This window comes from Saccharopolyspora sp. NPDC002376 (assembly GCF_053593195.1).
Genome location: NZ_JBSFBZ010000068.1, coordinates 12,675 through 36,170, shown reverse-complemented (window position 1 = coordinate 36,170; position 23,496 = coordinate 12,675). Strand labels below are relative to the sequence as shown.

The following is a 23,496-nucleotide window of genomic DNA, read 5'->3' as shown; positions in this document are numbered from 1 at the left end:
ACATTCTTGGTAAACAATTTCAGCAGCCCGTCCGGCCCGGTCAGGGCCAGACCCTGTTCCCGGGCCTGGGCCACCATCTCCGCCACCGCAGCCTGTTCCGGGGAGGCATGCTGCCCCGCCCGCTTCCCATTCCTAAGTGGACTCACAGCATCCGATGTCATCACTCACAGTGCCCATCCCGCCGGACTTCGTCCGGCGCGTCGGGCCGGAAACACCGCTCGTGGGACAGTCCCCAGGGGGTTACCTTGCTTCCAGTTTTGAGGTGTTCATGGGGGCTGGTTCGGGGGCTTCTCGGTTGAGGGTTTCTCCGGCTAGGAGGGTTCCGAAGGCTGTTAGGGCTTGGATTCCGACCAGGTAGAGGCTGAAGATCCACGGGGAGTTGTTGGCCCAGTCCAGCATCAGGACTCCCAGGATCGGGGCCGTGGAGCCGACCGCCAGGGTTGAGGCTTGGTAGCCCAGGTTTAGGCCGGTCAGGCGGGATTTCGTTGGGAACAGTTCACCGAAGTAGGCCGGTTGGACGCTGTAGAGGAGCCCACCTTCGATGAAGCCCATTACCGCGGCCGTGAGCACGACTACGGGCATGTTTCCCGTTCCGTAGAGCCAGAACAGGGGGAAGGCCATGACCGCTGCGCCGATCGCTCCGCTCAGCATGATCGTGCGGCGGCCGATTTTGTCGGCCAGTGGGCCGATCGCCAGCACCGAGATGGAGGCGCTGCCCAGGAAGACGAGGTTCACGATCAGGGTTTGGCCGCCGTCCATGCCAACCTGCTTGGTCAGGAAGGCGATGGAGAACGTGATGCAGGTGTAGAAGATCACCGTGTTTCCGCTGGCCATGGCGAAGACCGCGAAGATCTGCTTCGGGTGGTTCTTGATCGCGTCGCGGACCGGCGTCTTGGCCGCCCGGCCCTCTTCCTTCAACTTGGTGAAGGCCGGGCTCTCCTCGACCTTCCGTCGCACGTACATCGAGACCACGATGAGCACTACACTGAACAGGAACGGGATACGCCAGCCGCCGGCCAAAAGCTGTTCGTGCGACAGCGACACCGTGACGAGGGTGACCGACAAGGTGCCCAGCATCGGGCCGAAGACACCACCGATCTGGGCCCAGCTGCCCACCCGTGCTCTTCGGTTGTGCGGCGCGTGCTCGATCAGCATGGTGGCGACGCCGCCCCACTCACCGCCCAGCGAGAAGCCCTGGATGATGCGCAGGACCACCAGCATGATGGGCGCGGCGATCCCGACAGATTCGTACGTGGGGAGCAAACCGATCAGCAACGTGCTCGAACCCATGATCATCATGGTCACGACGAGCACGACCCGGCGCCCCACGCGGTCGCCCAAGTAGCCGAAGAAGATGCCGCCGAGGGGTCGGGCGACGAATCCCACGGCGAATGTCGCCAGCGAAGCCAGCAGCGAAGCCAAGGGGGTGGCGGCCGGGAAGAAGAGCTTGTCGAAAGCCAGCACGGCGATCGTCCCGAAGGCCACGAAGTCGTACCACTCGATCGTGGTGCCGGTGAAACCGGAGATGATTGCTCGGCGGAGACTTCGCTTGGCCTCGGCCGTCATGGTTGTCTGACCCGTTTCCATACCGTTCCCTTCCATGCAGGGCCGCACCTGCCGCAGACCGGCTGGTGGGCTGTTTGATCCAGAACGGTCGGCCTTCTCGTGCGTGCTAGCGCACGTTCGGCGCGATCACTCCAACGCCAGCTCTCATGACGACCAAAACGGGCGCAGCTCCGGGATCGAACTCCACCGCTCCCACAGACCTGCCGGAGTAGCACCGTCCAGCAGCGCGCCGACTCGCTCCATCCGCAGCGGGGTCTCCCACACCGACACCTTCAGCGCATCGGCCACCGCGTTGGCGATCGCGGCCATCGGGCCGATCGCCCCGGCCTCGCCCATCCCCTTCATCCCGTGCTCCGTCCACGGCGACGGGGTGCTCAGGTGGTTGACCTCGATGTCGGGCACATCGGTCGTGGTCGGCATCAGGTAGTCGGCGAAGGTCCCGGTCAGCGGTTGGCCCTCGGAGTCGTAGACGACCTCTTCGAGCAGCGCCGAGCCGATGCCCTGGGCAACGCCGCCGTGCACCTGCCCGTCCACCACCATCGGGTTGATCATCGTGCCGCAGTCCTCGGCGACCACGTAGCGGCAGACCCGCACCCGGCCGGTCCGGCGATCCACCTCGACCTCGGCGCCGTGGCAGGCGTTGGAGAAGGTGCCCCGCGGCGGACCGTCGAGGTACACCGTGGCTTCCAGCCCCGGTTCCATTCCCGCTGGTAGATCGTGGATCTTGCGCAAGGACGCGTAGGCGACCTGACCGAGGGACAGCTGCGAAGCCGGGCTGCCGATTACCCGCACCACTCCGTCGACGATCTCGAGGTCTCCGACGTCGCATTCGAGCAGGTGCCCAGCGATGTCGAGGACCTTCTGGCGCACCACCCGGGCGGCTCGCCCCGCTGACGCCCCGCCCAGCGCCGCTCCGCGGCTGCCCCAGGTTCCCATCGCATAAGGGCTGTTCGCGGTGTCACCGTGGATGACGCGGACCTGGTTCAGCGGCACGCCCAGCTCGGTCGCCGCGACCTGCGCCAGGGTCGTCTCCAAGCCCTGGCCGTGGGACTGCATTCCGGTGAAGACCAGCACCCCGCCGTCGGCCCCGACCCGCAGCGTCGTGGACTGGTAGCCCGACTCGATCGGGGTCTGCCGCAACGCGAAGTCGAGGGCTCCGTGCGCGGTCTGCTCGTTGTACAGCGCGAATCCGCGCCCCACGGCTATATCGTCCGAAGTGGACATCGGGCTGTCGAGTTCCTTGGCCACCAGGTCCAGCGTTTCCCGGTAGGAACCGGGGTCGTAGACCAGGCCGGTCGCCGTCGTGTACGGGAACTCCGTGATCACGTTGCGGCGGCGCACGTCCACCGGATCGAGGCCGAGCTCTACCGCGATCTCGTCCATGATCCGTTCCATGGTGAACACCGCGGACGGCCGACCGACGCCCCGATACGTGCCGAGCGGGCACTTGTTGGTGGCCACCGCCATGTCCTCGACCTCGTAGTCCTGGAGGTCGTAGGGACCGGGGAAAACCTTGCCCACCATGCCGGAATCGCTGCCGGCGGTCCACGGGTACACTGAGTACGCGCCAGCGTCCACAATGGCCTGAAGGCGGATCCCGTGCACCTTGCCGGTGTCGTCGACGTGCGCCTCCACCAGGTGCAGGTGGTCCCTGGCGTGGATGCTCGCCATCAGGTGCTCGCTGCGGTCTTCGACCCACTTGACCGGTCGCCCGAGGTGCAGGGCCAGCCAGCACACCAGCACCTCGTCCGGGAACACGTGGCCCTTGACGCCGAACCCGCCGCCGACGTCCGGCGCGACGACCCGCACCGCGCTCTCCGGCATGCCGAGACGTTCGGCGACGACCGTGCGCACCAGGTGCGGCATCTGGGTGGACGACCACAAGGTCACCCCCGAACCATCGGGCTCGGGCACCGCCAAACAACCCCGGTTCTCCAGCGGGACACCGGCCTGCCGGTTGTTGCGGAACACCCGGCGCACCACGCGGCTCGCTCGGGCCTTGGCCGCGGCGAGGTCGCCGAACGTCCGGCGGCGCCTGACGAAGAGGTTCCCGCTCCAAGCCTCGTGCAGCGGGCCGGTTTCGCCTTCGAGCGCCGCGGCGAGGTCGAGCACCGGCGGCAGCTCGTCGATCTCCACTTCGACGAGTTCGGCGGCGTCCTCCACCACGTACGGGTCGGGGTGCAGGACCGCCGCGACCGGTTCGCCGACGAAGCGGACCCGGTCCACGGCCAGCGGCGGCTGGGTCGAGTGCTGCCACGATTCGACGGGAACGTCCGCCGTCACGGCCAGGTCGGGGCAGTCCTCCCCGGTCACCAGGACCGTGCCCTCCGGGGCGGGCTCCCACTCCCCCAGCTGGACGTTGGTCAACCGGCCGTGCGCGACGTTGCTGCGGACGAACCGCAGGTGCAGCATGCCGGGCACCACCAGGTCGTCCAGGTAGCGGCCGGTTCCCGTGGTGTACTTCGCGTCCTCGACGCGGCGGACCCGGGCACCGATCAGGCTCCGAGGTCCTTCCGTGGGCTCAAGCACGGCGCTCCTCCTCGACCCTGCGTTGCGCGCACCTGGCCGCCCGGACGATGTTGACGTATCCGGTGCACCGGCACACGTTCCCGGACAGCTCCTCGCGCAGTTCGTCGTCGCTCAGGTCCGCCGACCGCTCGGCCAGCTCGCTGACCGTCACCACGAACCCGGGGGTGCAGAACCCGCATTGCAGGCCATGCTCTTCGGAGAACGCCTCCTGCACCGGGTGCGGCTTGTCCGCAGTGCCAAGACCCTCCACAGTGGTCACTTCGTGCCCGCTGGCCATCGCGGCGAACATGAGGCAGGAGCGGACCGGGCTGCCGTCGAGCAGCACCGTGCAGGCGCCGCACACGCCGTGCTCGCAGCCGAGGTGCACGCCGTACTTGCCGAGCTCCTGCCGGAGCACGTCGGACAGCAAGCGTCGGGGTTCGACGTCGACCACGTGCTCCGCACCGTTGACGGACAAGGTGATCTTCATGCCGCGCCTCCGCTCCGCTCCAGGGCCTGCCGGGCGGCCCGCACAACCATTTCCTCGACCAGCTTCGACCGGTGTGTGGCCGACGACGCGCCGAGATCGCTGTCGGCCATCCGCGCCGCCACGGCGGAGCGGATGACGTCCCGCAGCTCGGCGAGACCGACGTCCGGCAATGCCGCTTCCACCTCGGCCAATCGCGTGGGAGAACCGGGCACTCCGCACACCGCGACCCTCGCCTGTCCCGCCCGGAGCGTGATCGCGCAGGCCGCCATGGCGAAGTCCCCGGAACGCTCGGCGATCTCGGCGAATCCCCACTTCGTTCCGGACTCCACGGTGCTCCACCTGATGCCCACCACCAGTTCGTGCGGTTCGCACGCGGTCATGTACGGGCCGTGGAAGAACTCGCCCACCGGGACGACCCGCGACCCGTCACCGGACTGCAGCAGCATTTCGGCGTCGCACGCCAACGCCACCAGCGGTAGTTCGGCAGCAGTATCCGCGTGCGCGATGCTGCCGCCGACCGTGCCCCGGTTGCGGATCGCGGCGTGCCCGATGAACGTCGCCGCTTCCGTCAGCAGCGGGTTCGCCCGTCGCAGCACCGGATCAACGCACAGCCTGCGGTGCCGGACCAACGCGCCCGTCGTCACGGTGGTGCCGTCCACCGCGATGTCGTCGAGCGGTAGATCGTTGATGTCGACCAGGAGCGCGGGACGGGCCATGCGCAGGTTCAGCAGCGGGATCAGGCTTTGGCCACCTGAGATCGGCTTGGCCTCATCGCCGTGCTCGGCGAGCAGTTCCAGCGCGTGACCGAGATCTTCGGCCCGCTCGTACTCCAGCGGTGGTGGCTTCACGAGCGCCCTCCGAGACTCCGCATCTAGAACCCCACGCAGACGTTCTTGACCTGCAGGTAAGCTGAAATCGCCTCTAGGCCCTTCTCCCGGCCAAACCCGGAGCGCTTGTACCCGCCGAACGGGAACTCCACATCCAGGCCGGCGCCGAACGAGTTGACCCAGATCTGCCCGGCCCGCAGTTGCTCGGAGCACACCATCGAGGTGGACAGATCCGAGGTGAACACCCCTGCCACCAGGCCGAAGTCGCTGTCGTTGGCGATCCGGATGGCGTCCTCCGTGGACTCGAACGGAATGGCGGTGAAGACCGGCCCGAACACTTCCTCCTGGGCGATCCGCGCGGTGTTGTCCACCCCGACGACCAGCCGCGGGCGGACGAAGTAGCCGTCGCTCAGGTCATCGTCGGCGGGCAATTCCGCCCCGGCCAGCACGGTTCCTTCGGACTCGGCGATCGCGACGAACTCCTCGATGGTGTCCCGCTGCGCCGCGCTCACCACCGGCCCCAGATCGGGGTCGGTCAGCCCGTGGCCGAGAGACATGCCCGCGATCCGCTTGTGCAGCAGCTCGACCACCTGGTCGTGAATCGACTCGTGAACGAGCAGGCGGGTTCCCGCATTACACACCTGACCTGCGTGGGTGTACATGCCCGACACCAGCAGCGGAATGGTGCGGTCGAGGTCGGCATCGGCGAAGACCAGCTGCGGGCTCTTGCCGCCGAGTTCCATCGTCGTCGGGATCGTGTGGGTCGCGGCCGCCTGCATCACCTTGATGCCCGCGGGAACCGAGCCGGTGAAGGTGAGCTGGTCGACGGCGCGGTGGCGGGCCAACCGGTCCCCCACCGACGAACCAGGTCCGGTCACGATGTTGAGCACCCCGGTCGGCAGACCGGCCGCTTCGGCGATGTCGGCGAGAATCGCCAGCGCACCAGGGGTTTCCATGCTCGGCTTGGCCACCACGCTGCATCCCGCGGCCAGCGCCGGGGCGATGCCGCGCACCGCGACCTGCAGCTGGTAGTTCCACGGCACGATGTGCGCGCTGACGCCGATCGGTTCGCGAAGCGTCCAGTCCATCCAGCCGGTGCCCAGCGGGATCTGCGAGCCGTGGATCTTGTCGCAATACCCGCCATAGAACTCGAAGAACCGGGCGGAGCAGTCGACCTCCCAGAACGCGTCGCGCAGCGGCTTGCCGCTGTCCGCGGTGATGAGTCGCGCCAGCTCCTCGCGGCGCCGCAGCAGGCCGTCGGCGATGGCGTGCATGACCTGGCCGCGCTGGTACGGGCGCAGGCCCCGCCACTTGCCCAACGCGAAGCTGCTGCGCGCCGCCTCGACGGCCGCATCGGCGTCTTCGACGCCCGCGACCGCGAAGGTGGCGGACGGTCGCCCAGTGGCCGGGTCGAGCGACTCCGCCGTGCCGCCCGCACCTGCGTGCAGCCGCTCGCCGTCGATGATCAGTGGGAAGTGCTGGACCGTCATTTCTCCGAACCTCCGTCCTGCGCGCCGGAAACGATCCGCGCGTACGCCTCGGGGTCGGTGGCCCCTTCGGTCGAGATGATCAGCACGGAGGAATCCAGGCCGAGTTCGAGTTCTTCGCGACACGAAGACGCTGCTCCGACGCACAACTCGCGCAAACCGGCCAGGCCGGCAGCGCCGGTCTCGCCCGCGACGACTCCGGCACCGGCCAACGAGCGCATCGCTTGCCGCGCGCTCTCGTCGTCCACCGCGACGAAGGCGTCAATCCCCGTCGACACGTCCGGCCACGCGACCAGCGACGGAGTGTCGCAGTTCAGCCCGGCCATGATCGAATCGTGCGGGCCGGGAATGCTGACCAGCTCACCGGCACGGGCGGATTCCAGGTTGCACGCCGCCGCCAGCGGTTCCACCGCCACCATGCGCGCGCCCCACCGGTCCCGGCAGTTGCGCACCGACGCGGCGGCCAGCGCCCCCACCCCGGCCTGGACCACCATGGTCGACGGCGCGGTGCCACCGGCCTCGCCCAGCTGCTCGTAGACCTCGTCGAAGATCGTCGAGTACCCGTCGATGACCGCGCTGGGCACGTCCTCGTAACCGGGCCACGACGTGTCGGAGATGATCAAGCAGTCCTGGTCCGCCTGCTCCGCCGAGCGCAGCACGGTGTCGCCGTAACCCCCGTCGACGACCTCAACGGACGCTCCTTCGGAGGCGATCGCGTCGATGCGCGCCTGCACCATGTCAGCGGGCACGTAGATCGACGCCTCCAGGCCGAGCAGGCGCGCGATGTGGGCGACTGCCCGGCCGTGGTTGCCGTCGGTCGCAGCGGCGAGGCGCCGCACCTTGCTCGTGCGGGCCACCAGGGCCCCGAGTTCGGCGACGTCAGACCACTCGTCGTCCCCGAACCCCCCGACCTCCTGCAACGCCCGGTAGGTCGCCCAGGACGCGCCGAGGATCTTGAACGACGGCAGACCCATGCGGTTCGACTCGTCCTTCACCCACACCTCGCCCAGCCCGAGCTCCCGGGCGATGCCGTCCGCGCGCACCAGCGGACTCGGGGCGTATCCCAGCAGGCGCCGGTGGAACGACCTGGTCGGGACGGCCCGCCCGCCCTGGTAGCTGCTGGCGTCCTGCAGGTACCACATCGTCATGGCTGCCGCACCGTGATGACGACCGACACCGACTCGCTGTCGCTGTAGTTGTGCGTCGCGTGGTCCTCGAACGGCGCGAACATCACGGCTTCCTGCTCGTGCAGGGTGAACTTCTCGGTGCCGGTGTCGAAGGTCAGCTCGCCCTTGATCACGACGAAGACCTGCGCGTCCTCGGCGTGGTGGTGGCTGTGCCCGCCGCCGCCGGGCGGGCAGTAGGACAGTTGCGTGGTGAAGTTCGCGCCGACGTCGATCGGGACGACGTCGCTGACCGCGAGGCCACCGTAGTGGCCGGGCGGTTCGACTCGGGAAGCGTGCTCGGCACGGAAGACGTGCATGGTGTTGCCTCTCTGTGCGGAGTGGTCGTCAGCGCGAGATGTGCTTCATGTACGGGCTTTCCACCGCGCGGATCGGTACGTGCAGCAGCGCTGGTCGCCTGGTGCTCGTCAGATCGCGCACCGCGGCGCGGATTTCCTCCGGGGTCCGCGCGCTGCGGGCCTGCGCCCCGAGCCCTTCGGCCACCTGGGCCCAATCCCGCGCCGGAAGTCCCAGCTCGACCGAGCCGCCGAAAGCCCGATGCTGCGGCAGGGCGATCGCGCTCCACTGCTCGTCATCGGCGACGACGACGAGCACCGGTGCGTCGTAGCGGGCGGCGGTGTCGAGTTCAGCGACCGCGTAGCCGATTCCGCCGTCACCGACGAAGACGACGGCCGGAGTTCGGTTGATGAGCGCGGCGGAGACGCCGTAGGGGACCTCGGCGCCCAGCGTGCCGCTCTGCCCGGAGCGCAGGTACGAGCCCGCACCGTCGATCTCCAGGGTTTCGTCGGCCCAGAAATCAATGTTGCCGTGGGAGGTCACGAAAGTCGTGCCAGCCGGGACCGCGGCGGCGACGGATTCGACGAGCGTCACCGGGTGCAGCCCCTCGCTGGCCGAGGCCTGTTCCGAGGTGCGTCGGCGATGCGCCGTCCATTCCTCCCGCAACCCGGTCGCCCACGCGGAATCCGGTTGTGCGGGCTTGGTTTCGATGCCGTCGAGGAAAGCATCCGCGGTTGCCACCACGGCCAGGTCGACGCGCCCGTTGCGGCCCAGTCGGCTAGCATCGGGATCGACCTGGATCACCGTGGTGCCAGCACCGATCCCGGCACCGAACTCCAAGTCGAATTCCCAGTGGTGGCCCAGCAGAACCACCACATCAGCTTCCTTGAGCGCTCGGCTGAGGACCGGGTTGCAGGGCACGTATCCCGGTCCGATGCACCGGGGATCGGACTCCGGCACCAGACCGCGCGCCATCCGCAGCGGCGCGAAAACCCCACCGCACTGGTCGAGAAAGCCGGACACCGCTTCCCCGTCGGACGTGCGATAGCAGTCGTCCCCGACCAGCACGAGGGTGCGCGAGGAGTCCGCGAGCGCGTTCGTGACGTCATCGAGGCTGCCTGCCGTCGAGCTGATCGACGCCCCTGGCTGGTACTGGCGGAGCAACCGCTCCGCTTCGATCTCGTCGATCCGCGCGTCGAGCACGTCGACGCCGATCTCCAGGTACACCGGCCCGGGCGTAGGCGCGGTCATTCGACGCCACGCTTCGCCCACATATTCCGGAATCCGCTCGATGTCGCGGATCTCAACCGCCCACTTCGTCGCGCCCCGCATGATCGACAGGGTGTCGGTGGACATCCCGGCGCCCTTGTCGGCCACGGCTCTGGGCGCCCGCCCGCCGACGACCAGCATCGGCACCCCGGCGAGCGACGCGGACACGCAGGGCGTGACCGTGTTGGTGACACCCGGCCCGAGCGTCACGACTGCGACCCCGGGCTGCCGGCGCACGCGATAGCTCGCCTCGGCCATGAAACCCGCCGCGGCTTCGTGCCGCACGTGGTGCAGTTGCGGCGCGCCGCTTGCGCACGCGTCGTACACCGCGTTGATCGGTCCGCCGGACACGGAGAAGATCCGGTCCACGTCCCGGCGCCGTAGCGCTTGAACCAGGAGTTGACCACCAGTAACACTGTCTGCCATGCCGTTTTCGTCTCCTCACGAGGTCCGCACAACGACGATGATCAGTACGCGGACGCCTTCCCGCCGTCGACCGGCAGCACCGCGCCGGTGGTGTAGCCGCAGGAATCAGACACCAGCAGGGCGACGAGATTGGCCAGGTCTTCCGGTCGGCCCATCTTCGCCATCGGCACCTCGTCGACCCAGCGCTGCAATGCCGCTTCCTTGGAAATTCCGCTCCTGCACGCGGTTTGCTTGGCCAGCGCGTCCATTCGCTCCGTCGCAAGTGGACCAGGCGCCACTGTGTTGATCAAGATGTTGTCCACGGCGACCTCGACCGAGAGGGTCTTGGCGTAGCCCATGAGCGCGAGCCTGGTGGCGTTGGACAACACCATTTCGGGTTGCGCGGTGCGAACTCCGATGGTGCCCACGTAAACGATCCGGCCACCACCGGCGGCGCGCATCGCCGGGAGCACCGCCCGGGTCAGCCGAACCGGTACCAGGCAGTTCATCTCGAACGCCTGGTGCCACTGGTCGTCGGTGACCTCATCGCACCGCATCGACGGCGGCCCGGGAGTGCTGACGACCAGCGCGTCGACTCTCCCCCACAACTGAAGGGCCCGGTCGACCAGTTCCTGCGGAACCGTTGGATCGCCGATGTCGCAGGCGACGCTGGATGCGGTGCCGCCGGCTTCTTCGATCTCACCGACCAGCTTGCCCAGAGCCGCACTATCACGGGCCGCGGCCAGCACGTGCATTCCTTCCGCGGCAAGGGTTTCCGCGCAGGCGCGGCCTAGCCCCCTGCTCGCCGCGGTCACGATGGCCGCCTTGCCCTGAACGCCAAGATCCACGGTCGCTCCCAGATTGCATCAGCGCAATATGTTACTTGCATCTTAGCTGTGCCCACCCAGCCGAACAAGAGGTATTCCCCGACGACCCAACGGTCCTCACCGCTCCAAAGTGGACCAGTCCAAGCGATCGCCAAACCCCGCCGCTCACCGAACAGCGGCTACCGGACCACGCTGGAAGCAAGCGATCGCAAGCAACGCGACGTCACCGGGACAACTCAGGGTTCACTCGACAACCAAGCTTGGCAAGCCAGCCAATTGGACCGCCGCACGCTGGAAGAGATGTCCGAATCGGCCAGGCCAACGACGCCCTCCAGAACAACACGGGCCACCTGTCACAGTCGAAGCTTCAGGGCCCTTGCAGGACGCCAGGACTGGATTCGTCCCACGTGGATCGGGGTGGCGGTTTCGCGCGAAACCGCCACCCACCACGCCTGCGAACCGCCGGTTCCACACGAAACCGACCGAGCGGCAGCACTGGTGGTCGTGAGTGGTAAACCGGGTTAGAACCCGGTTTACCACTCACGACCCCGATACCGCAGTTTTGGACCGCGCTGTCGGAAGCTCCGCGGTCATGCCCGCTTTCTGCAACTCCTCCGCATGCGAATGCAGCGGAAGATCCCGCACAGCTGGAACTCGACGTCGTTTCGACCCCGTCGCGTCGGACCTGGTCGACTCACCGAAGCAGCGAAACCCGCTGCCCCACGCGACCGGCTCCGACGTCAGCGCTCTTCGAGCCAGTCTTCCAGGGCCCGGACGCGGATCGAGTCGATGTGCTGCTCCATGAGGGAACGTGCTTTCGCCGGATCTCCCTCGGCGAGCGCTTCAACGATCGCCAGGTGCTCCTCGTGGATGAGGTCCGGCCGGGGGTTGCCGACTCCTGCGTACTGGATCCGGCGCACGTCGTTGTAGACGTCCTCGAAGATCGAGAGCAGGCGGGCGCTGCCCGAGGCCACGACGATCTCCCGGTGGAAGTCGTGCGCGTAGTCGTCGTACTCGAGGCTCATCTTCTCCAGCTGAGCCGGGCGCGCTTCCCGGAGGTGCTCCAGCTGCTCGGGAGAGATCCGCTTGGCGGCGAGCTCGGCGGCGGCGCTCTCGATGACCTTGCGCACCATGTAGACGTCGTGCACGTCGCCGGGTTCGATGCCCTTGACCAGGTAGCCCTTGAATGCGATCGCAGTGACCAGGCCCTGTCGTTCGAGCAGCCCGAGCGCCTCGCGGACGGGAGTTCGCGACACCCCGTACCGTTCCGCCAGCTCGGTCAGCTGCAGCAGCGTTCCCGGGCGCACCTTCACCTGGATGATGTCCTCGAGGATCAGGCGGCGCACGTGCTCGACCAGCGATTCGCCCCGGCTGCTGCGGGTCTTGCGCCCGTCCACCTTGGCGCGCTGATCCTTCGACTTCCCAGCCGTTCCCATACTTCCTCTTGCTAGTATTGTCCAACTGGTATTACGACTAATATACCGGTTCTCCCACCCCGCTCCTAGTCAGGGGGATCGTGGCTCCGGGGCGCGCAGCCGAAAGCGGATCCGCTGCCCGGGCCGGGCCTGCGCAGCCCGGTCGACGTCCTTCGCCAGCACGACGGCGATCACCGGATAACCGCCGGTCACCGGGTGATCTGCCAGGAACAGCGTCGGCCGCCCATGCGGCGGGCACTGGATCGCCCCCAGCACGGTGCCTTCACTGGGCAGCTCCTCGGTACGGACCCGCCGCATTTCCGGTCCCGCTAGCCGCATTCCGATGCGGTTGCTGTCCGCAGTGACCTCGAAGGGTTCTCGCAGCAGCAGTTCCAGCGCGCTTTCGTCGAACCAGTCGTCCCGGGGACCAGCGGCGACCGTGAGCACGAGGTCGCTGTCCGGAATCGGCGCGACCGGCGCGACGTCAACGCTGGGAAAGGGATTCTGCGCATGCCCGACCGGAAGCTCGGTCCCGGCGCACAGCGGCGGCGGCCCGAGTCCAGCGAGGACATCAGTGGATCGCGAACCCAGCACCGGCGCAACGTCGATGCCACCGCGCACCGCGAGATAGCTGCGCAGGCCCCGTTCGGCGACGCCCATCCGCAACACCGCGCCGGGCCCCATACGCAGCACCGCATTCATGCCCGCACCGCGATCGTCCAAAGTGATCGCGCAGGGCGCTCCGGTCACCGCGACGGTGAGATTTCGCTGCGCCTGAAAGGAAAGCCCGCCGAACGTGACCTCCAGGCCCGCGGCTCCCTCGTCGTTGCCGACCAGGCGGTTCGCGAGCCGGAGCGACCCCCGGTCCGCCGCGCCGGAGATTCCGACGCCGATCCCGGCCAGCCCCGGCCGACCGAGGTCCTGCACCGTGGTGAACGTGCCGGGGTCGACGACCACCAGCCCGGCCGACCTTCCGCTGTTCATGGGTCGACCTCCTCGAACCGCACCCGCACGCCGGGCCGCAGCAAGGCGGGCGGATCCCGATCGATGTTCCACATCTGCTTCTCGGTGTGCCCCAGCAACCGCCACCCGCCTGGCGATTCACGGGGATAGACACCGGTGAACAGTCCGGCGAGCCCGACCGCGCCGGCCGGGACCTTCGTCCGCGACTCGGCGTTGCGCGGTACCTGCAACCGGCCGTCACCGCCGACGAGGTAGCCGAACCCCGGGGCGAAGCCGCCGAAGGCCACCGTCCACTCGGTCGCGGTGTGCGCCTCGATCACGCCCCGGACCGTGAGACCGGTCCGGTCCGCGATGTCTGCGAGGTCCGCCCCGTCGTAGATGACCGGCACCCGAAGCAGGCCGCCATCCCGGCGACGGCCCGCCACCGGACGGGCCGCCCGAACCGCCTGCTCCACCTCATCCACGTCCACGCGCACGGGATCCAGCCGCAACAACAAGGTTCGCGCGGCTGGCACCACGTCGATCACGCCGTCCGGCAGCTGGCCGACGAGCGCGTCATAGAGCTGCGACACCGCGTCGAGGTCGTCGAGTTCGACCAGCAAACCCGAATCGGCGCACCTCAGCACCCGCATCGAACCGCTCACGACAGCGGGACGAGGTCAGCTCCCGCCGCTTCGAGCGCCTCCCGCGTGGCCCGGGCGATCTCCACTGAGCCAGGCGTGTCCGAGTGCACGAGCAGCGCCTGAGCCGTGATCGGGATGGTCGCCCCGTCCAGCGAGGTGATCTTGCGGTCGAAGACCATCCGTACAGCCCGTTCCGCGGCAGCCTGCGGGTCGGTGACCATCGCGTTGGGTTGCGTCCGCGGCACCAACAGCCCTTCGGAGGTGTAGGCGCGATCGACGAATGCCTCGGCGACGGTCGCGATACCGGCCTCCTCCGCCAGCCGCCACGTCTCGGTGCCCACCTGGCACAGCAGCGGGAGGTCCGGGTTGAACAGCCGGGTGGCCGCGACGATCGCCGCGGCGTGTTCGGTGTCCTTGGCCGCGACGTTGTAGAGGGCACCGTGCGCCCGGATGTAGGACACCTCCGTCCCGGCAGCGCGGGCGAAGCCCTCCAACGCACCCATCTGGTAGAGCAGGTCGTTGACCAGGGTCTCCCGCTCGACGGCGACGTAGCGACGACCGAATCCGGGGAAGTCGCGATAGCTGACCTGGGCGCCGATGGCCACCCCGTTGCGGGCGGAGACCTCGCACGTGCGGCGCATGATGTCGGGGTCCCCAGCGTGGAAGCCGCACGCCACGTTTGCACTCGTCACCACGTTCAGCAGCGCCTCGTCATCGGCGATGACCCACAGGCCGAACCCCTCACCGACGTCAGTGGTCAGCGAAATCTTCGGCGCCGTGGCGCTCTGCTCGCTCATCTTTTCGGGCCTCCTCATAGGAAGGACGGACGGGACAACGGCGTGCCCGCGCCAACAAGGAAAGACACTCAAAATCCTAGTAACATGTTGCCCGTATGACGCTAGGGCACCCCGCGCTGATCGTCAATTACCCAACGCGCTAAAGCGATTCCGTGAAGGCCCCGACCATCAGATCATCCGTGGCGGTCGCGCAGGATCACGCAGAGGATCTCGGCGCGCTCGCCGCCCTGCGCGGCGACCCGGTGCGGGGAGATGCCGGGGAAGTTCAGGGCATCACCGGCGTTGAGCTCGTACGTCTCGAACCCGACCTCCACGATGACCCGGCCGCGCTGCACGAAGATGAACTCCGACCAGGATGCCGGACGAGCTGATCGAGCTCGTCGTCCGGGCCCGCCGGGTCCTGCTCGATGCACATGAAGTCCACGCCGGGCGTGCCCTCGTCGGCCAGCCGGCGCCAGGTGATCCCGTTGGCGAGCGAGAGCTCCTTCTGCTCGGACATCAGCAAACGATCACTCAAAATCCACACCGGCATACAAAAAAGCCCGTTGACCTGCACTTACGTGCTGATCAACGGGCTCCTCAGACCGTCGGGACGGCGGGATTCGAACCCACGCCCCCTTGACCCCCAGCAGCGGCATGCTCAAGCTCATTCTTCGAGGTCGCTTCCCAGCGCACTCAGCGAAGTAAAGGAGTCCATCAACTCGGCACCTGTTGGAGGTTGCTTCCAGGTGACGCGATGGAGGTACCGAGCAGAGGCTCCCTCGGCCACCGTTTGCTGCGGAGCCCGAGGGCACAAGGAGACCGCAGCCTAGCCAACGGAGGTTAGCCCGGAAACCCTCCCGGGGCTCGCGCGCAGCACCGTGTCCCCATGCTGTTCAACGCCTTCAACTACGAAATACGGTTCGTCAGTACAGGCAGTCGCATCGAGACAGCGACTGCGGCGGGCGGTTGGCGAGCATGGCGAGGCGGCGCCGGACCTCGTAGGCGGCGATGTCGTCGATTCTGCAAAGGAGAGAAACTGTAGACCGTTTCGAGCGGCCCAGCAACGAAGATCGACAACTCACCCAGCAAAACATGATCGGGTTTGCGTTGATGTGGGAGCGAACCTGTTCGATATTCGATGCGACGCCGAGGATTTCCAGGTCCTTGGCATCGATGCGACCGTCGTGGTTGAACTCCGCAACAATGTCCGGTGCATCGTCGTAGACGCCGTTCTGGTCGAGATCGTCGACGACGGACACGGTCGGTGTGGTGTCAACACCCTTGTCCGCGATGGCATCGTCGACGATCCAGGTGTCCCAGACCTCGGTCCGGTCGTCAGCACGGTCGGTGAGGCCGGTGAGGTTGAACAGCTTGGCCGGGTTCGTGCCGGGGCCGGCGAATTTCCGCTCTGGGTTTGTGATCGTGGAGGAAGTGAGGAAGACCAGACCCGGCAGGCGGTCGTCCTTGCCTGGGGAGAACGTCCCGGGAACGGGGGTACGTTGTTGTGGTCGGCGGGTCCGGTGAGCTGAAGGCCGCTGAGTCCGGCGCGTGCCGGGCCGTTCTGGCCACGGAAATCGACCGCGAGGTCAATGAACCAGCCTCGGCCGGAGGCGCCCGCGTTGTCTCCGTTTCCTGGGTGCGAACACCTCGACCTTCGCGTCCGAGGCGGTGTCCGTTGTTTGACGTCCTTCCGGGACGCGCGTCCTCGTCTGAACAAGCCCTTGCGCATGCACTGCTCCCTCGTCGGAGTTCCGTCTCGATGCCCCGTGCGACAGCAGCAGCGCGAAAGTTCACCACGAACCGAAATCGGGTCGTGAATGCACAGTCGGGTGCCCGCCTATGCACCCACGGCCGCTCGCGGGGACTCAGTAGATCGAGTCGTGGAACTGCACCTCTGCGCGCAGCATGCCGGTGAACCAGTCGTGCAACTGCTCGTCCGGCACCGTGCGGGGCAGGTCGTCGATCTCAGCGGCGAGAGCGTCGACTTGGGTGGTGAACGGCGCGCGAGCGTGCAGAGCGACCCAGTCGGCGATCAGTCCCGCGGGCGGGGCGACCGCGCGAGCACACCACGTGCGGTAGAGGTGTTCGGCCGCGAACATCGCGGTCACCACGGCCGCGTATCCCCCGGCTTCTGCGGCCGCAAGTGCGAACGTCGACAGCTGGTTCGCGCGACTGAGTGCGGCCTCGTCTATTCGAGCCGCCACCGGCCACGACTCCCGCGCCGTCTGGAAGTACTCGGTTTGCTCCGTGGTCAGACCGTGCAGTGCCCTGGCGTGCCGCTGCGTCGCCGCCCACGACGGTGCTCGCCACACCGCAATCCCATGCAGCCGACACGCACTCGCCACGAAAGACTCCTCGATCTGCAGGTAGTTCGCGTAAGCCTCCTCGCCGATGGTGCCGTCGGAGACCTCGCGGATGAACCGCACGTCGAGCGCTTCGGCGAGGGCCTGTGCGCCCGCCTCGACGAGTCGGGCCGATCGCGTCACCCGGCCAACCATTCGATCAGCCCGCCGAAGAGCTGGCCGTAGCCGGACCAGTCCTGGCAGAAGGCGGTCGGCGCCCAGTGCGGCGAGCAGTCCGAGGTGAATGCCGCCGATCGCCCGTTCCCGTGCTCTCCGACGACCAGCAGCGGGTCGCCGTTGATGGTGGCCAACGTCGTGGCGCCCGGCCGGGCCGTCACCCGGTTGTAGCCGAGCAGATGCGGCCACGGCGCGTCGTCGAGCCCGCTGAGCACCGCGTGATCGGGAACGTCGACGGCGGCCTGCGCTCCGGCGGGCAGTTCCACCCGGTCGTCCTCGGCGAGCAGTTCGACGGGCAGGACGTCGTGCAGCACGGTGCCGCGGTAAGCGGCCTTCGCTTCGAACCCGGTGAACGAGAGGTAGCCGCCGATCATCAGCAGTCCACCGCCGCCGCCAACCCACGAGCGCAGGGCCGCCAGCCGGTCCGCGCCTCGCCGGGCTTGTTCGAAAACCGCTGGGGCGAGCTGGATGGAGTTGGCCCCGATGTCGGAGAGGACCACGACGTCGTACTGCGACAGTTCCCGCTCGTCGTCCGGGAACTCCGCTGGCACCAGGTGCGCTGGCAGGTGCCACACCTCGTGTCCGCGCACTTCGAGAGCCCGCCGCAGCTGCTCGACACCGACCTCGTAGGAGGTGGTGGCGAAGGTTTCCATTCCCTTGATGTGAGTGGAATGGGTGATCCAACTCTCGCCTGCGATCAGGACGCGGCTCACGAGAACTCCTTTCGATCGGCCGCGGACTCGAACAGCCGGGCCGGGTTGGTTCGCAGCAGATCTGCTGCGGTTCGCTCGGGAACGCCCTGCTCGACGAGCCGCCGGATGAACAACTGGGGCACGTAGCAGAACCCGTTGCCCCCGTAGGCGGTCAACATGCTCTTGAGGAACACGTCGTGGCTGAGCAGGAGCTGATCGGCGTGCCCGCGCCGGACGAGTTCGCCGCTCGCGACGGCGGTCTGCTCGGGCGCGGGTGACTGCCCCTCACCGGGGTAGCGGAACGGCATGCCGATCATGTCGAACTCGAGCCGGACACCGCGGTCCGCCAACGAGTTCTGGTAGTCCGGGTCGGCGGCGGAGGGATCCATGTGGCAGAGCACGACCGCACCGGGAGGCACGCCGTACTCGCCGAGGACGATGTCCAGCACCTGGTGGCCGCGGCGCTGCCACCCCGGGAGGTGGACGTAGAGCGGTACGCCGGTGTCCCGCTGCGCCCTGGCTGCTGCCCGCAGCGCCTTCTCCTCGTCGGCGGTGAAGTCCGGGGAGACGCCGATCTCGCCGATCACGCCGGGTCTGATCGCGGTTGCGCCCACCCCCGTGGCAAATTCGCCGGTCAGCTCCGCGGCCAGCTCCCGCTCCCCCGTCGAGGACAGCTGACCGGGGTGGAACCGCTGCAGGTACCACCCGGAACCCATGACGATCTGCAGCCCGGTGCGTTCGGCGAACATCCGCAACCGCTCCGGGTCGCGGCCGATCCCGGCCGGCGTGACGTCCACGATGGACGATCCGCCGGCAGCGACGAAGGCCGCGAGGTCGGCGAGTACGACATCAGGCTCGTCCAGGACGCAGTGGTCGAGGCACGAGTAGGGCTGCTCCCGCAACAACCACGCGATGTCCGCCGAGGTCTTGGCCTCCCGGAGGAACCGCAGGTCGGGATCGGTCGGCTCGACGACCGCCGACCGGATGTCGTTGACCAGGTGCTCGTGGATGAGCGTGAGCCCGAGCTCGGAACTCGGCACCGGACCGGTGACCGTCATGACCTCGGTGCTCACGATCGGCTCGCCAGGTGCCCGACGAGCTGCCCCAGGCTCCGCCCGCGCAGGTTGATCCAGATCGCGACGATGAGCACCAGCCCGGTCACGATCGGGGTGAGGAACGGGCTCACCCCGAGCAGCGTCAGCCCGTTGGCGATCATCCCGGTGATCAGGGCACCGACGATGGTGCCGGTGATGGTGCCCCGGCCGCCGAAGAGGTTGGTGCCGCCGAGCACGACGGCGGCGATCACGGTGAGTTCGAAGCCTTCGCCCGAGTTCGCCGACCCCGAACCCAGCCGGGCAGCGGTGAGGATTCCCGCGGCCCCGGCGGCGAGCCCGGTGAGCATCAGGGCGATCATCTTGATCCGGTTGGTGTTCACCCCGGCCCGGCGCACCGACTCCTCCTGCGAGCCGATCCCGGTGATGTGGTTGCCGAATCGGGTCTTGGCCAGCAGTACGACGCCGATCACGACGACCAGCAGGGCGATCCAGGCCAGCGCGGAGAAGCCGAGGAACTTGGCCTCTCCGATGCGCGCGACGAACAACCGCTTGTCGATCGGGACTGAGAAGCCCTGCGTGGACAGCTGAGCGAGGCCACGGATCGCCGACATGGCGGCCAGCGTGACGATGAACGGCGGGATCTTCTGGTACGCCGAGAGCCAGCCGTTGACCGCACCCCAGAACAGCCCCGCGGCCAGCCCGATCACGATCACGATCGAGGAGTCCCAGCCCGCTTCCAGCAGCAGCGCGGTGGTGGCGGCGACGAAAGCGAGGGTGGAACCGACCGAGAGGTCGATCTGGCCGGTGGTGATCACAAACGTCATCGCCACGGCGACGATCAGTGTGATGGCGACCTGGGTCGCCAGGTTCGACAGGTTGTCGAAGGTGAGGAAGTTGGGCGCGGCAAACCCGAATCCCAGGAACAGCATGACGGTGACGCCGAACATCGCCAACGTCGCCTTGTTCGTCCGCTGCCACCAGGACGGGGTGTCGGCGGTGACCGCTCGTGGTGCCGTCTCGGCGTGCGCGCTCATGCTTGCGGCACCTCCTCGGTGTTGGATCTGGTGATCATGGCCACGAGCCGCTCGACGTCGAGCTCGGACACCGGCGCGTCCTCCACGCTGCGGCCCTCGTACATGACGGTGATGCGGTCGCAGACCTCGAACAGGTCCTGCAGGCGGTGGGTGATCAGGATGACGCCGACGCCCCGGCTGGCGACGTCGCGGATCATCGCCAGCACCGAGCGGACTTCGGCGACGGCGAGCGCGGCCGTCGGCTCGTCCAGGATCAGCACGGCAGGGTCGAACGACACCGCTCGGGCGATCGCGACGGCCTGGCGCTGGCCGCCGGAGAGCTCGCCGATCTCCTGGTAGGTCGACTTGACCCGCACGTGCAGGTTCGACAGCGTCTCGGCCGCCTGCCGGTGCATCGCGTGCCGGTCCAGGAACGGACCGCGCCGGGGCTCCCGGCCCAGGAACAGGTTGCTCGCGACGTCGAGGCTGTCGCACAGCGCGAGGTCCTGGTAGAGGATGCCGACCTTCTCCCGCTGGGCGTCGGCCGGGCTGGCGAACCGGACCGGGCGGCCGTTCACGGTGATCTCGCCGTCGTCGTGCTGGAGCGCCCCGGCGAGCACCTTCATCAGGGTCGACTTCCCGGCGCCGTTGTCGCCGACGAGCCCGAGCACCTCCCCCGGCCGCAAGGTCAGGTCCACGCCGCGCAGCGAGCGGACCGCGCCGAAGGATTTGGTGATTCCGCGGAGTTCGACCAACGTGTCCTGTGCCATCAGCGCTCCATGTAGTAGAGGTATTGGCCGACGTTGTCGGGCGTGACGATCTGGGTCGGCACCGGGATGTCGCGCGGCACCGGGCGACCGCAGGCGAGGTCGATGGCCGCGGTCATCGAGTCGTAGCCGAACTGGAAGGTGTTCTGCTGCACGACCGCCTTGATCCAGCCCGCCCGCAGTCCGTCCATGGCTTGCGCGGACAGGTCCCAGCCGACGACCGTGATCTGGTCGGTCCGGCCCTGGCTGCCGACAGCGGCGGCCAGGCCGATCAAAGCGGGTTCTCCGGTGGCGTAGGCGTAGGGCAGGTTCGGGTTGCCGGTGAGCAGGTTCTCGGCCACGGCCTGCGCGTTCTCCTGCACGTTGCGGCCGTCGACGACGGTGCCGATGCGCATCTCGTGCGCGGTGACCTCGTCGGTGAAGCCCTTCTGCCGCTCCAACTGGATCGTGCTGTTGAGCGCGCTGACGACGCCGATCTCGCCGTGACCGCCGGAGATGCCGAGCAGCGTCTCGGCGAGCTGCTTGCCGCCTTCCGCGTTGGCCGTCCCGACCTGGGCGGCCACCGCGGGGTCATCGACCGTCGCGTCGACCGCGACGACCGGCACACCGGCGGCGCCGGCCCGGCGGATCGCGGGCTTGACCCCGTCGGTGTCGACCGCGTCGACGATGACGGCGTCGTAGCCATTGGCCACCAGGTCGTCGATCGCGTTGGCCTGGGCCGTGGAGTCGTCGTTGCCGTTAACGATCTGGACTTGCACCCCGGCCTGATCGGCCACCCGCTGCGCGCCGGTGTTGATCTGGTTGAAGAACAGCGCCTGCAAGTTGATCGGGACGATGCCGATCTTCGGCGCTCGACCGTCCACAGTGCACGATTGCGGGATCCGCGCGGGCGGCGGTGGGCCCTGCATTGCGGCGCGCTGCTCGGCCGCTTGCTGCTGCCGCACCGCCGTGTCGCAGCCACCGAGCGCGATGACGAGTGCGAGCGAGACGAGAGCCGTGCACCTTCGTCTCATCTGGGTCTCCTTATTGCCGGGTTCGGGTTGGCCAGTCCGGTCAGATGTTCGGCAACGGCGTCCCGGCTGGGCAAGCCGGCTCGGGCCCCTGGCTTGGTGCAGGACAGGCCTGCCGCGGTGGCGGCGAAGCGTGCGGCTTGCTCAGGAGCGGCACCACGTTCGAGTTCTGCGGCGTAGGCCCCGACGAAGCAGTCACCGGCGCCAGTGGCGTCGACCGCCGACACCCGCAGTGCGGCACCCTCCTGCCGGGTTCCATCCGGCGCGTACATCCGCCAGCCGCGTGCGCCGTCGGTGATCACGAGGTGGGTCGAGGTCTGGATCGCCGCCCGCGCCAGTTCGGTGTCATCGCCGAGAAGTTCACGTGCGAGGACGCGCCCGGCGACGACGTGGTCGGCGGCGTCGAGCGCAGCCCGCGCGCCGTCGGCTCGGACGCAGCCGTCGAGATCGACGATCGTGCGCACGCCCCGCAATGCCGCCACGGCCCGTGGGAAGCGATACCCGTCGAGGTAGAGCCAGGAGTTGTCGCATGCTGCGGTGCGCGCGGCGACCTCCGCCAGGTGTCCTTCGGTTATCGCGTCGTCCTGGCTGATGATCGACCGCTCGCCGTCGGGCGTCACGAGGACGACCGAGGTCGTGAGCTGCCCGGTGCGAGCCGTCCACGCGACGTCCACACCATCGGCGACGAGCGCGGCCAGGAACGCATCGCTCAACGGGTCGTCGCCCACGACCCCGGCGAACCGAACATCGGCACCCACCCGCGCAGCGGCCACGGCGGCGTTCGCCGCCATCCCGCCGTCACCCCGGACGATCGCGGTGGCTTGCACCCGGCTGCCCGCCGCTGGCAGCGCGGGAACGCTGATCGCGAGATCGCTATTGGCATATCCGCAGAAGGTGATCACGGCAGTTCCGCCCCGGCTTTGCTCGCTGCGGCAGTCAGTTCGCGCACCTTCGCCGGGTCCACCCTGCCCCACCAACGCCCGTTGTCCTTCAGCGAGGAAGCCACGATCACCCCGTCGCAGGCCGGTAGCAGCTCGCCGATGTTGGCCGCGGTGATGCCCGAGCCGATCAACACCGGCAACCGGGTGTGCTCCTTGATGCCCGCCACCTCGTCGAGCGCCGCCGCGTCACCGGTGCGCGACCCGGTGGCAATCAGCACGTCGGCGTCGAAGAACTCCGCGTCCTCGGTCTGCTCCGCCAGAGTCCGGTCGGCGACGATGGCGTGCGCACCGTGTTTGACGTGCACGTCGGCGAACACCTTGATCGGGTTCGCGCCGATCCGGCTGCGGTACCGGGTGGCCCGCGCCGCCTGCCCCTCGATGAAGCCCTCGTTGGCGATGTAGGCGTTGGCCCACTGGTTCACCCGGACGAATCCGGCTCCGCCGGACCACGCCGAAGCGATCGAGCACTCCGCGGCGTTGGACAGCGCTCACACCGACGGTTCGCTCGGCCGCGTCGCGGACCCGCGCCGTGACCACCGCCATCGCAGCGGCGGTCTCGTAGCCGTGTTCGCCGGGTTTGAGGAACGGGATGTCCCAGTGGTTCTCCACGATCACCCCGTGGCAGCCGCCGTCGAGGTAGGCGCGCGCCTCCTCGACTGCGAAGGTCGAGATCTCGTCGAGGGCTGACCGGCGTAGTGCGGGCTGCCAGGCAGGGCCGGCAGGTGGACGACCCCGATTACGACCTTCGTCGTGCCGAACAGCTCCGCCACGGCGTTCGACTTCGGGGGGAACACCCCGGGAGGGGTTGGCGTCATCGGACACTCCGTAAGAGACGTTGGCTGTCGACAAGAAAAAATGTAATCGATTGCATCGAGATGAG

22 protein-coding genes and 1 pseudogene are annotated in these 23,496 nt (G+C 68.2%); all 23 read right to left on the bottom strand.

What is annotated here, in order from left to right; genetic code table 11:
• Positions 1-240: 240 nt before the first annotated feature.
• On the bottom strand, positions 241-1,566 hold the full coding sequence (locus tag ACWCO2_RS31955) for an MFS transporter (protein ID WP_450131512.1): 1,326 nt from the start codon (positions 1,564-1,566) through the stop codon (positions 241-243).
• 144 nt (positions 1,567-1,710) lie between these two features.
• Positions 1,711-4,095 (bottom strand): xanthine dehydrogenase family protein molybdopterin-binding subunit, encoded by a 2,385-nt coding sequence (locus ACWCO2_RS31950; protein ID WP_450131511.1) that lies wholly within the window; start codon positions 4,093-4,095, stop codon positions 1,711-1,713.
• Positions 4,088-4,564, bottom strand: a complete 477-nt coding sequence (locus ACWCO2_RS31945; RefSeq protein WP_450131510.1) for a (2Fe-2S)-binding protein — start codon at positions 4,562-4,564, stop codon at positions 4,088-4,090. The genes ACWCO2_RS31950 and ACWCO2_RS31945 overlap by 8 nt, the downstream gene beginning before the upstream one ends.
• On the bottom strand, positions 4,561-5,412 hold the full coding sequence (locus tag ACWCO2_RS31940; protein WP_450131509.1) for an FAD binding domain-containing protein: 852 nt from the start codon (positions 5,410-5,412) through the stop codon (positions 4,561-4,563). The genes ACWCO2_RS31945 and ACWCO2_RS31940 overlap by 4 nt, the downstream gene beginning before the upstream one ends.
• Positions 5,413-5,435: 23 nt before the next feature.
• Complete coding sequence (locus ACWCO2_RS31935) at positions 5,436-6,881, bottom strand: aldehyde dehydrogenase family protein (protein ID WP_450131508.1); 1,446 nt, start codon at positions 6,879-6,881, stop codon at positions 5,436-5,438.
• Positions 6,878-8,026 (bottom strand): diaminopropionate ammonia-lyase, encoded by a 1,149-nt coding sequence (locus ACWCO2_RS31930; RefSeq protein ID WP_450131507.1) that lies wholly within the window; start codon positions 8,024-8,026, stop codon positions 6,878-6,880. The genes ACWCO2_RS31935 and ACWCO2_RS31930 overlap by 4 nt, the downstream gene beginning before the upstream one ends.
• Positions 8,023-8,361: a cupin domain-containing protein gene (locus ACWCO2_RS31925; RefSeq protein WP_450131506.1), complete on the bottom strand. Its 339-nt coding sequence runs from the start codon at positions 8,359-8,361 to the stop codon at positions 8,023-8,025. The genes ACWCO2_RS31930 and ACWCO2_RS31925 overlap by 4 nt, the downstream gene beginning before the upstream one ends.
• A 28-nt stretch (positions 8,362-8,389) precedes the next feature.
• Positions 8,390-10,033, bottom strand: a complete 1,644-nt coding sequence (locus tag ACWCO2_RS31920) for a thiamine pyrophosphate-binding protein (RefSeq protein WP_450131505.1) — start codon at positions 10,031-10,033, stop codon at positions 8,390-8,392.
• A 41-nt stretch (positions 10,034-10,074) separates the two neighbouring features.
• Positions 10,075-10,860 (bottom strand): SDR family oxidoreductase, encoded by a 786-nt coding sequence (locus tag ACWCO2_RS31915; RefSeq protein ID WP_450131504.1) that lies wholly within the window; start codon positions 10,858-10,860, stop codon positions 10,075-10,077.
• 719 nt (positions 10,861-11,579) lie between these two features.
• Entirely contained in the window at positions 11,580-12,275 is a 696-nt protein-coding gene (locus ACWCO2_RS31910) for a GntR family transcriptional regulator (RefSeq protein WP_450131503.1), read from the bottom strand.
• A gap of 69 nt (positions 12,276-12,344) precedes the next feature.
• The gene (locus tag ACWCO2_RS31905) at positions 12,345-13,238 is read right to left on the bottom strand and encodes a 5-oxoprolinase subunit C family protein (RefSeq protein WP_450131502.1); all 894 of its coding nucleotides are present in this window, start codon (positions 13,236-13,238) and stop codon (positions 12,345-12,347) included.
• Positions 13,235-13,849: a 5-oxoprolinase subunit B family protein gene (locus ACWCO2_RS31900; protein WP_450131501.1), complete on the bottom strand. Its 615-nt coding sequence runs from the start codon at positions 13,847-13,849 to the stop codon at positions 13,235-13,237. The genes ACWCO2_RS31905 and ACWCO2_RS31900 overlap by 4 nt, the downstream gene beginning before the upstream one ends.
• 8 nt (positions 13,850-13,857) lie before the next feature.
• Entirely contained in the window at positions 13,858-14,637 is a 780-nt protein-coding gene (locus tag ACWCO2_RS31895; RefSeq protein WP_450131500.1) for a LamB/YcsF family protein, read from the bottom strand.
• A gap of 173 nt (positions 14,638-14,810) precedes the next feature.
• Positions 14,811-15,050 carry a cupin domain-containing protein gene (locus tag ACWCO2_RS31890; RefSeq protein WP_450131499.1) on the bottom strand — a complete coding sequence of 80 codons (240 nt, stop codon included), beginning with the start codon at positions 15,048-15,050 and terminating at the stop codon, positions 14,811-14,813.
• A gap of 492 nt (positions 15,051-15,542) precedes the next feature.
• Entirely contained in the window at positions 15,543-15,878 is a 336-nt protein-coding gene (locus ACWCO2_RS31885) for a hypothetical protein (protein ID WP_450131498.1), read from the bottom strand.
• Between the two features lie 606 nt (positions 15,879-16,484).
• Entirely contained in the window at positions 16,485-17,105 is a 621-nt protein-coding gene (locus tag ACWCO2_RS31880; protein WP_450131497.1) for a TenA family protein, read from the bottom strand.
• The gene (locus ACWCO2_RS31875; RefSeq protein WP_450131496.1) at positions 17,102-17,851 is read right to left on the bottom strand and encodes a glutamine amidotransferase; all 750 of its coding nucleotides are present in this window, start codon (positions 17,849-17,851) and stop codon (positions 17,102-17,104) included. The genes ACWCO2_RS31880 and ACWCO2_RS31875 overlap by 4 nt, the downstream gene beginning before the upstream one ends.
• Positions 17,848-18,903, bottom strand: coding sequence for a phosphotriesterase family protein (locus tag ACWCO2_RS31870; RefSeq protein WP_450131495.1), 1,056 nt, complete (start codon positions 18,901-18,903; stop codon positions 17,848-17,850). The genes ACWCO2_RS31875 and ACWCO2_RS31870 overlap by 4 nt, the downstream gene beginning before the upstream one ends.
• Entirely contained in the window at positions 18,900-19,919 is a 1,020-nt protein-coding gene (locus ACWCO2_RS31865; RefSeq protein ID WP_450131494.1) for an ABC transporter permease, read from the bottom strand. Before ACWCO2_RS31865 ends, ACWCO2_RS31870 begins: the two co-directional genes overlap by 4 nt.
• The gene (locus ACWCO2_RS31860) at positions 19,916-20,668 is read right to left on the bottom strand and encodes an ATP-binding cassette domain-containing protein (protein ID WP_450131493.1); all 753 of its coding nucleotides are present in this window, start codon (positions 20,666-20,668) and stop codon (positions 19,916-19,918) included. The genes ACWCO2_RS31865 and ACWCO2_RS31860 overlap by 4 nt, the downstream gene beginning before the upstream one ends.
• Entirely contained in the window at positions 20,668-21,678 is a 1,011-nt protein-coding gene (locus ACWCO2_RS31855) for a substrate-binding domain-containing protein (RefSeq protein ID WP_450131492.1), read from the bottom strand. Before ACWCO2_RS31855 ends, ACWCO2_RS31860 begins: the two co-directional genes overlap by 1 nt.
• Positions 21,675-22,577, bottom strand: coding sequence for a carbohydrate kinase family protein (locus tag ACWCO2_RS31850; RefSeq protein ID WP_450131491.1), 903 nt, complete (start codon positions 22,575-22,577; stop codon positions 21,675-21,677). Before ACWCO2_RS31850 ends, ACWCO2_RS31855 begins: the two co-directional genes overlap by 4 nt.
• A pseudogene (locus ACWCO2_RS31845) lies at positions 22,574-23,438 on the bottom strand (BtpA/SgcQ family protein). The gene ACWCO2_RS31850 and the pseudogene ACWCO2_RS31845 overlap by 4 nt, the downstream one beginning before the upstream one ends.
• Between the last annotated feature and the right edge of the window lie 58 nt (positions 23,439-23,496).

What these genes read in the sequence shown, in the direction of transcription:
- ACWCO2_RS31945 (WP_450131510.1), bottom strand. Translation starts at nt 4,564, where the DNA reads ATGAAGATCACCTTGTCCGTCAACGGTGCGGAGCACGTGGTCGACGTC.
- ACWCO2_RS31855 (WP_450131492.1), bottom strand. Translation starts at nt 21,678, where the DNA reads ATGAGACGAAGGTGCACGGCTCTCGTCTCGCTCGCACTCGTCATCGCG.
- ACWCO2_RS31930 (WP_450131507.1), bottom strand. Translation starts at nt 8,026, where the DNA reads ATGACGATGTGGTACCTGCAGGACGCCAGCAGCTACCAGGGCGGGCGG.
- ACWCO2_RS31955 (WP_450131512.1), bottom strand. Translation starts at nt 1,566, where the DNA reads ATGACGGCCGAGGCCAAGCGAAGTCTCCGCCGAGCAATCATCTCCGGT.
- ACWCO2_RS31900 (WP_450131501.1), bottom strand. Translation starts at nt 13,849, where the DNA reads ATGCGGGTGCTGAGGTGCGCCGATTCGGGTTTGCTGGTCGAACTCGAC.
- ACWCO2_RS31925 (WP_450131506.1), bottom strand. Translation starts at nt 8,361, where the DNA reads ATGCACGTCTTCCGTGCCGAGCACGCTTCCCGAGTCGAACCGCCCGGC.
- ACWCO2_RS31935 (WP_450131508.1), bottom strand. Translation starts at nt 6,881, where the DNA reads ATGACGGTCCAGCACTTCCCACTGATCATCGACGGCGAGCGGCTGCAC.
- ACWCO2_RS31895 (WP_450131500.1), bottom strand. Translation starts at nt 14,637, where the DNA reads ATGAGCGAGCAGAGCGCCACGGCGCCGAAGATTTCGCTGACCACTGAC.
- ACWCO2_RS31920 (WP_450131505.1), bottom strand. Translation starts at nt 10,033, where the DNA reads ATGGCAGACAGTGTTACTGGTGGTCAACTCCTGGTTCAAGCGCTACGG.
- ACWCO2_RS31860 (WP_450131493.1), bottom strand. Translation starts at nt 20,668, where the DNA reads ATGGCACAGGACACGTTGGTCGAACTCCGCGGAATCACCAAATCCTTC.
- ACWCO2_RS31910 (WP_450131503.1), bottom strand. Translation starts at nt 12,275, where the DNA reads ATGGGAACGGCTGGGAAGTCGAAGGATCAGCGCGCCAAGGTGGACGGG.
- ACWCO2_RS31905 (WP_450131502.1), bottom strand. Translation starts at nt 13,238, where the DNA reads ATGAACAGCGGAAGGTCGGCCGGGCTGGTGGTCGTCGACCCCGGCACG.
- ACWCO2_RS31865 (WP_450131494.1), bottom strand. Translation starts at nt 19,919, where the DNA reads ATGAGCGCGCACGCCGAGACGGCACCACGAGCGGTCACCGCCGACACC.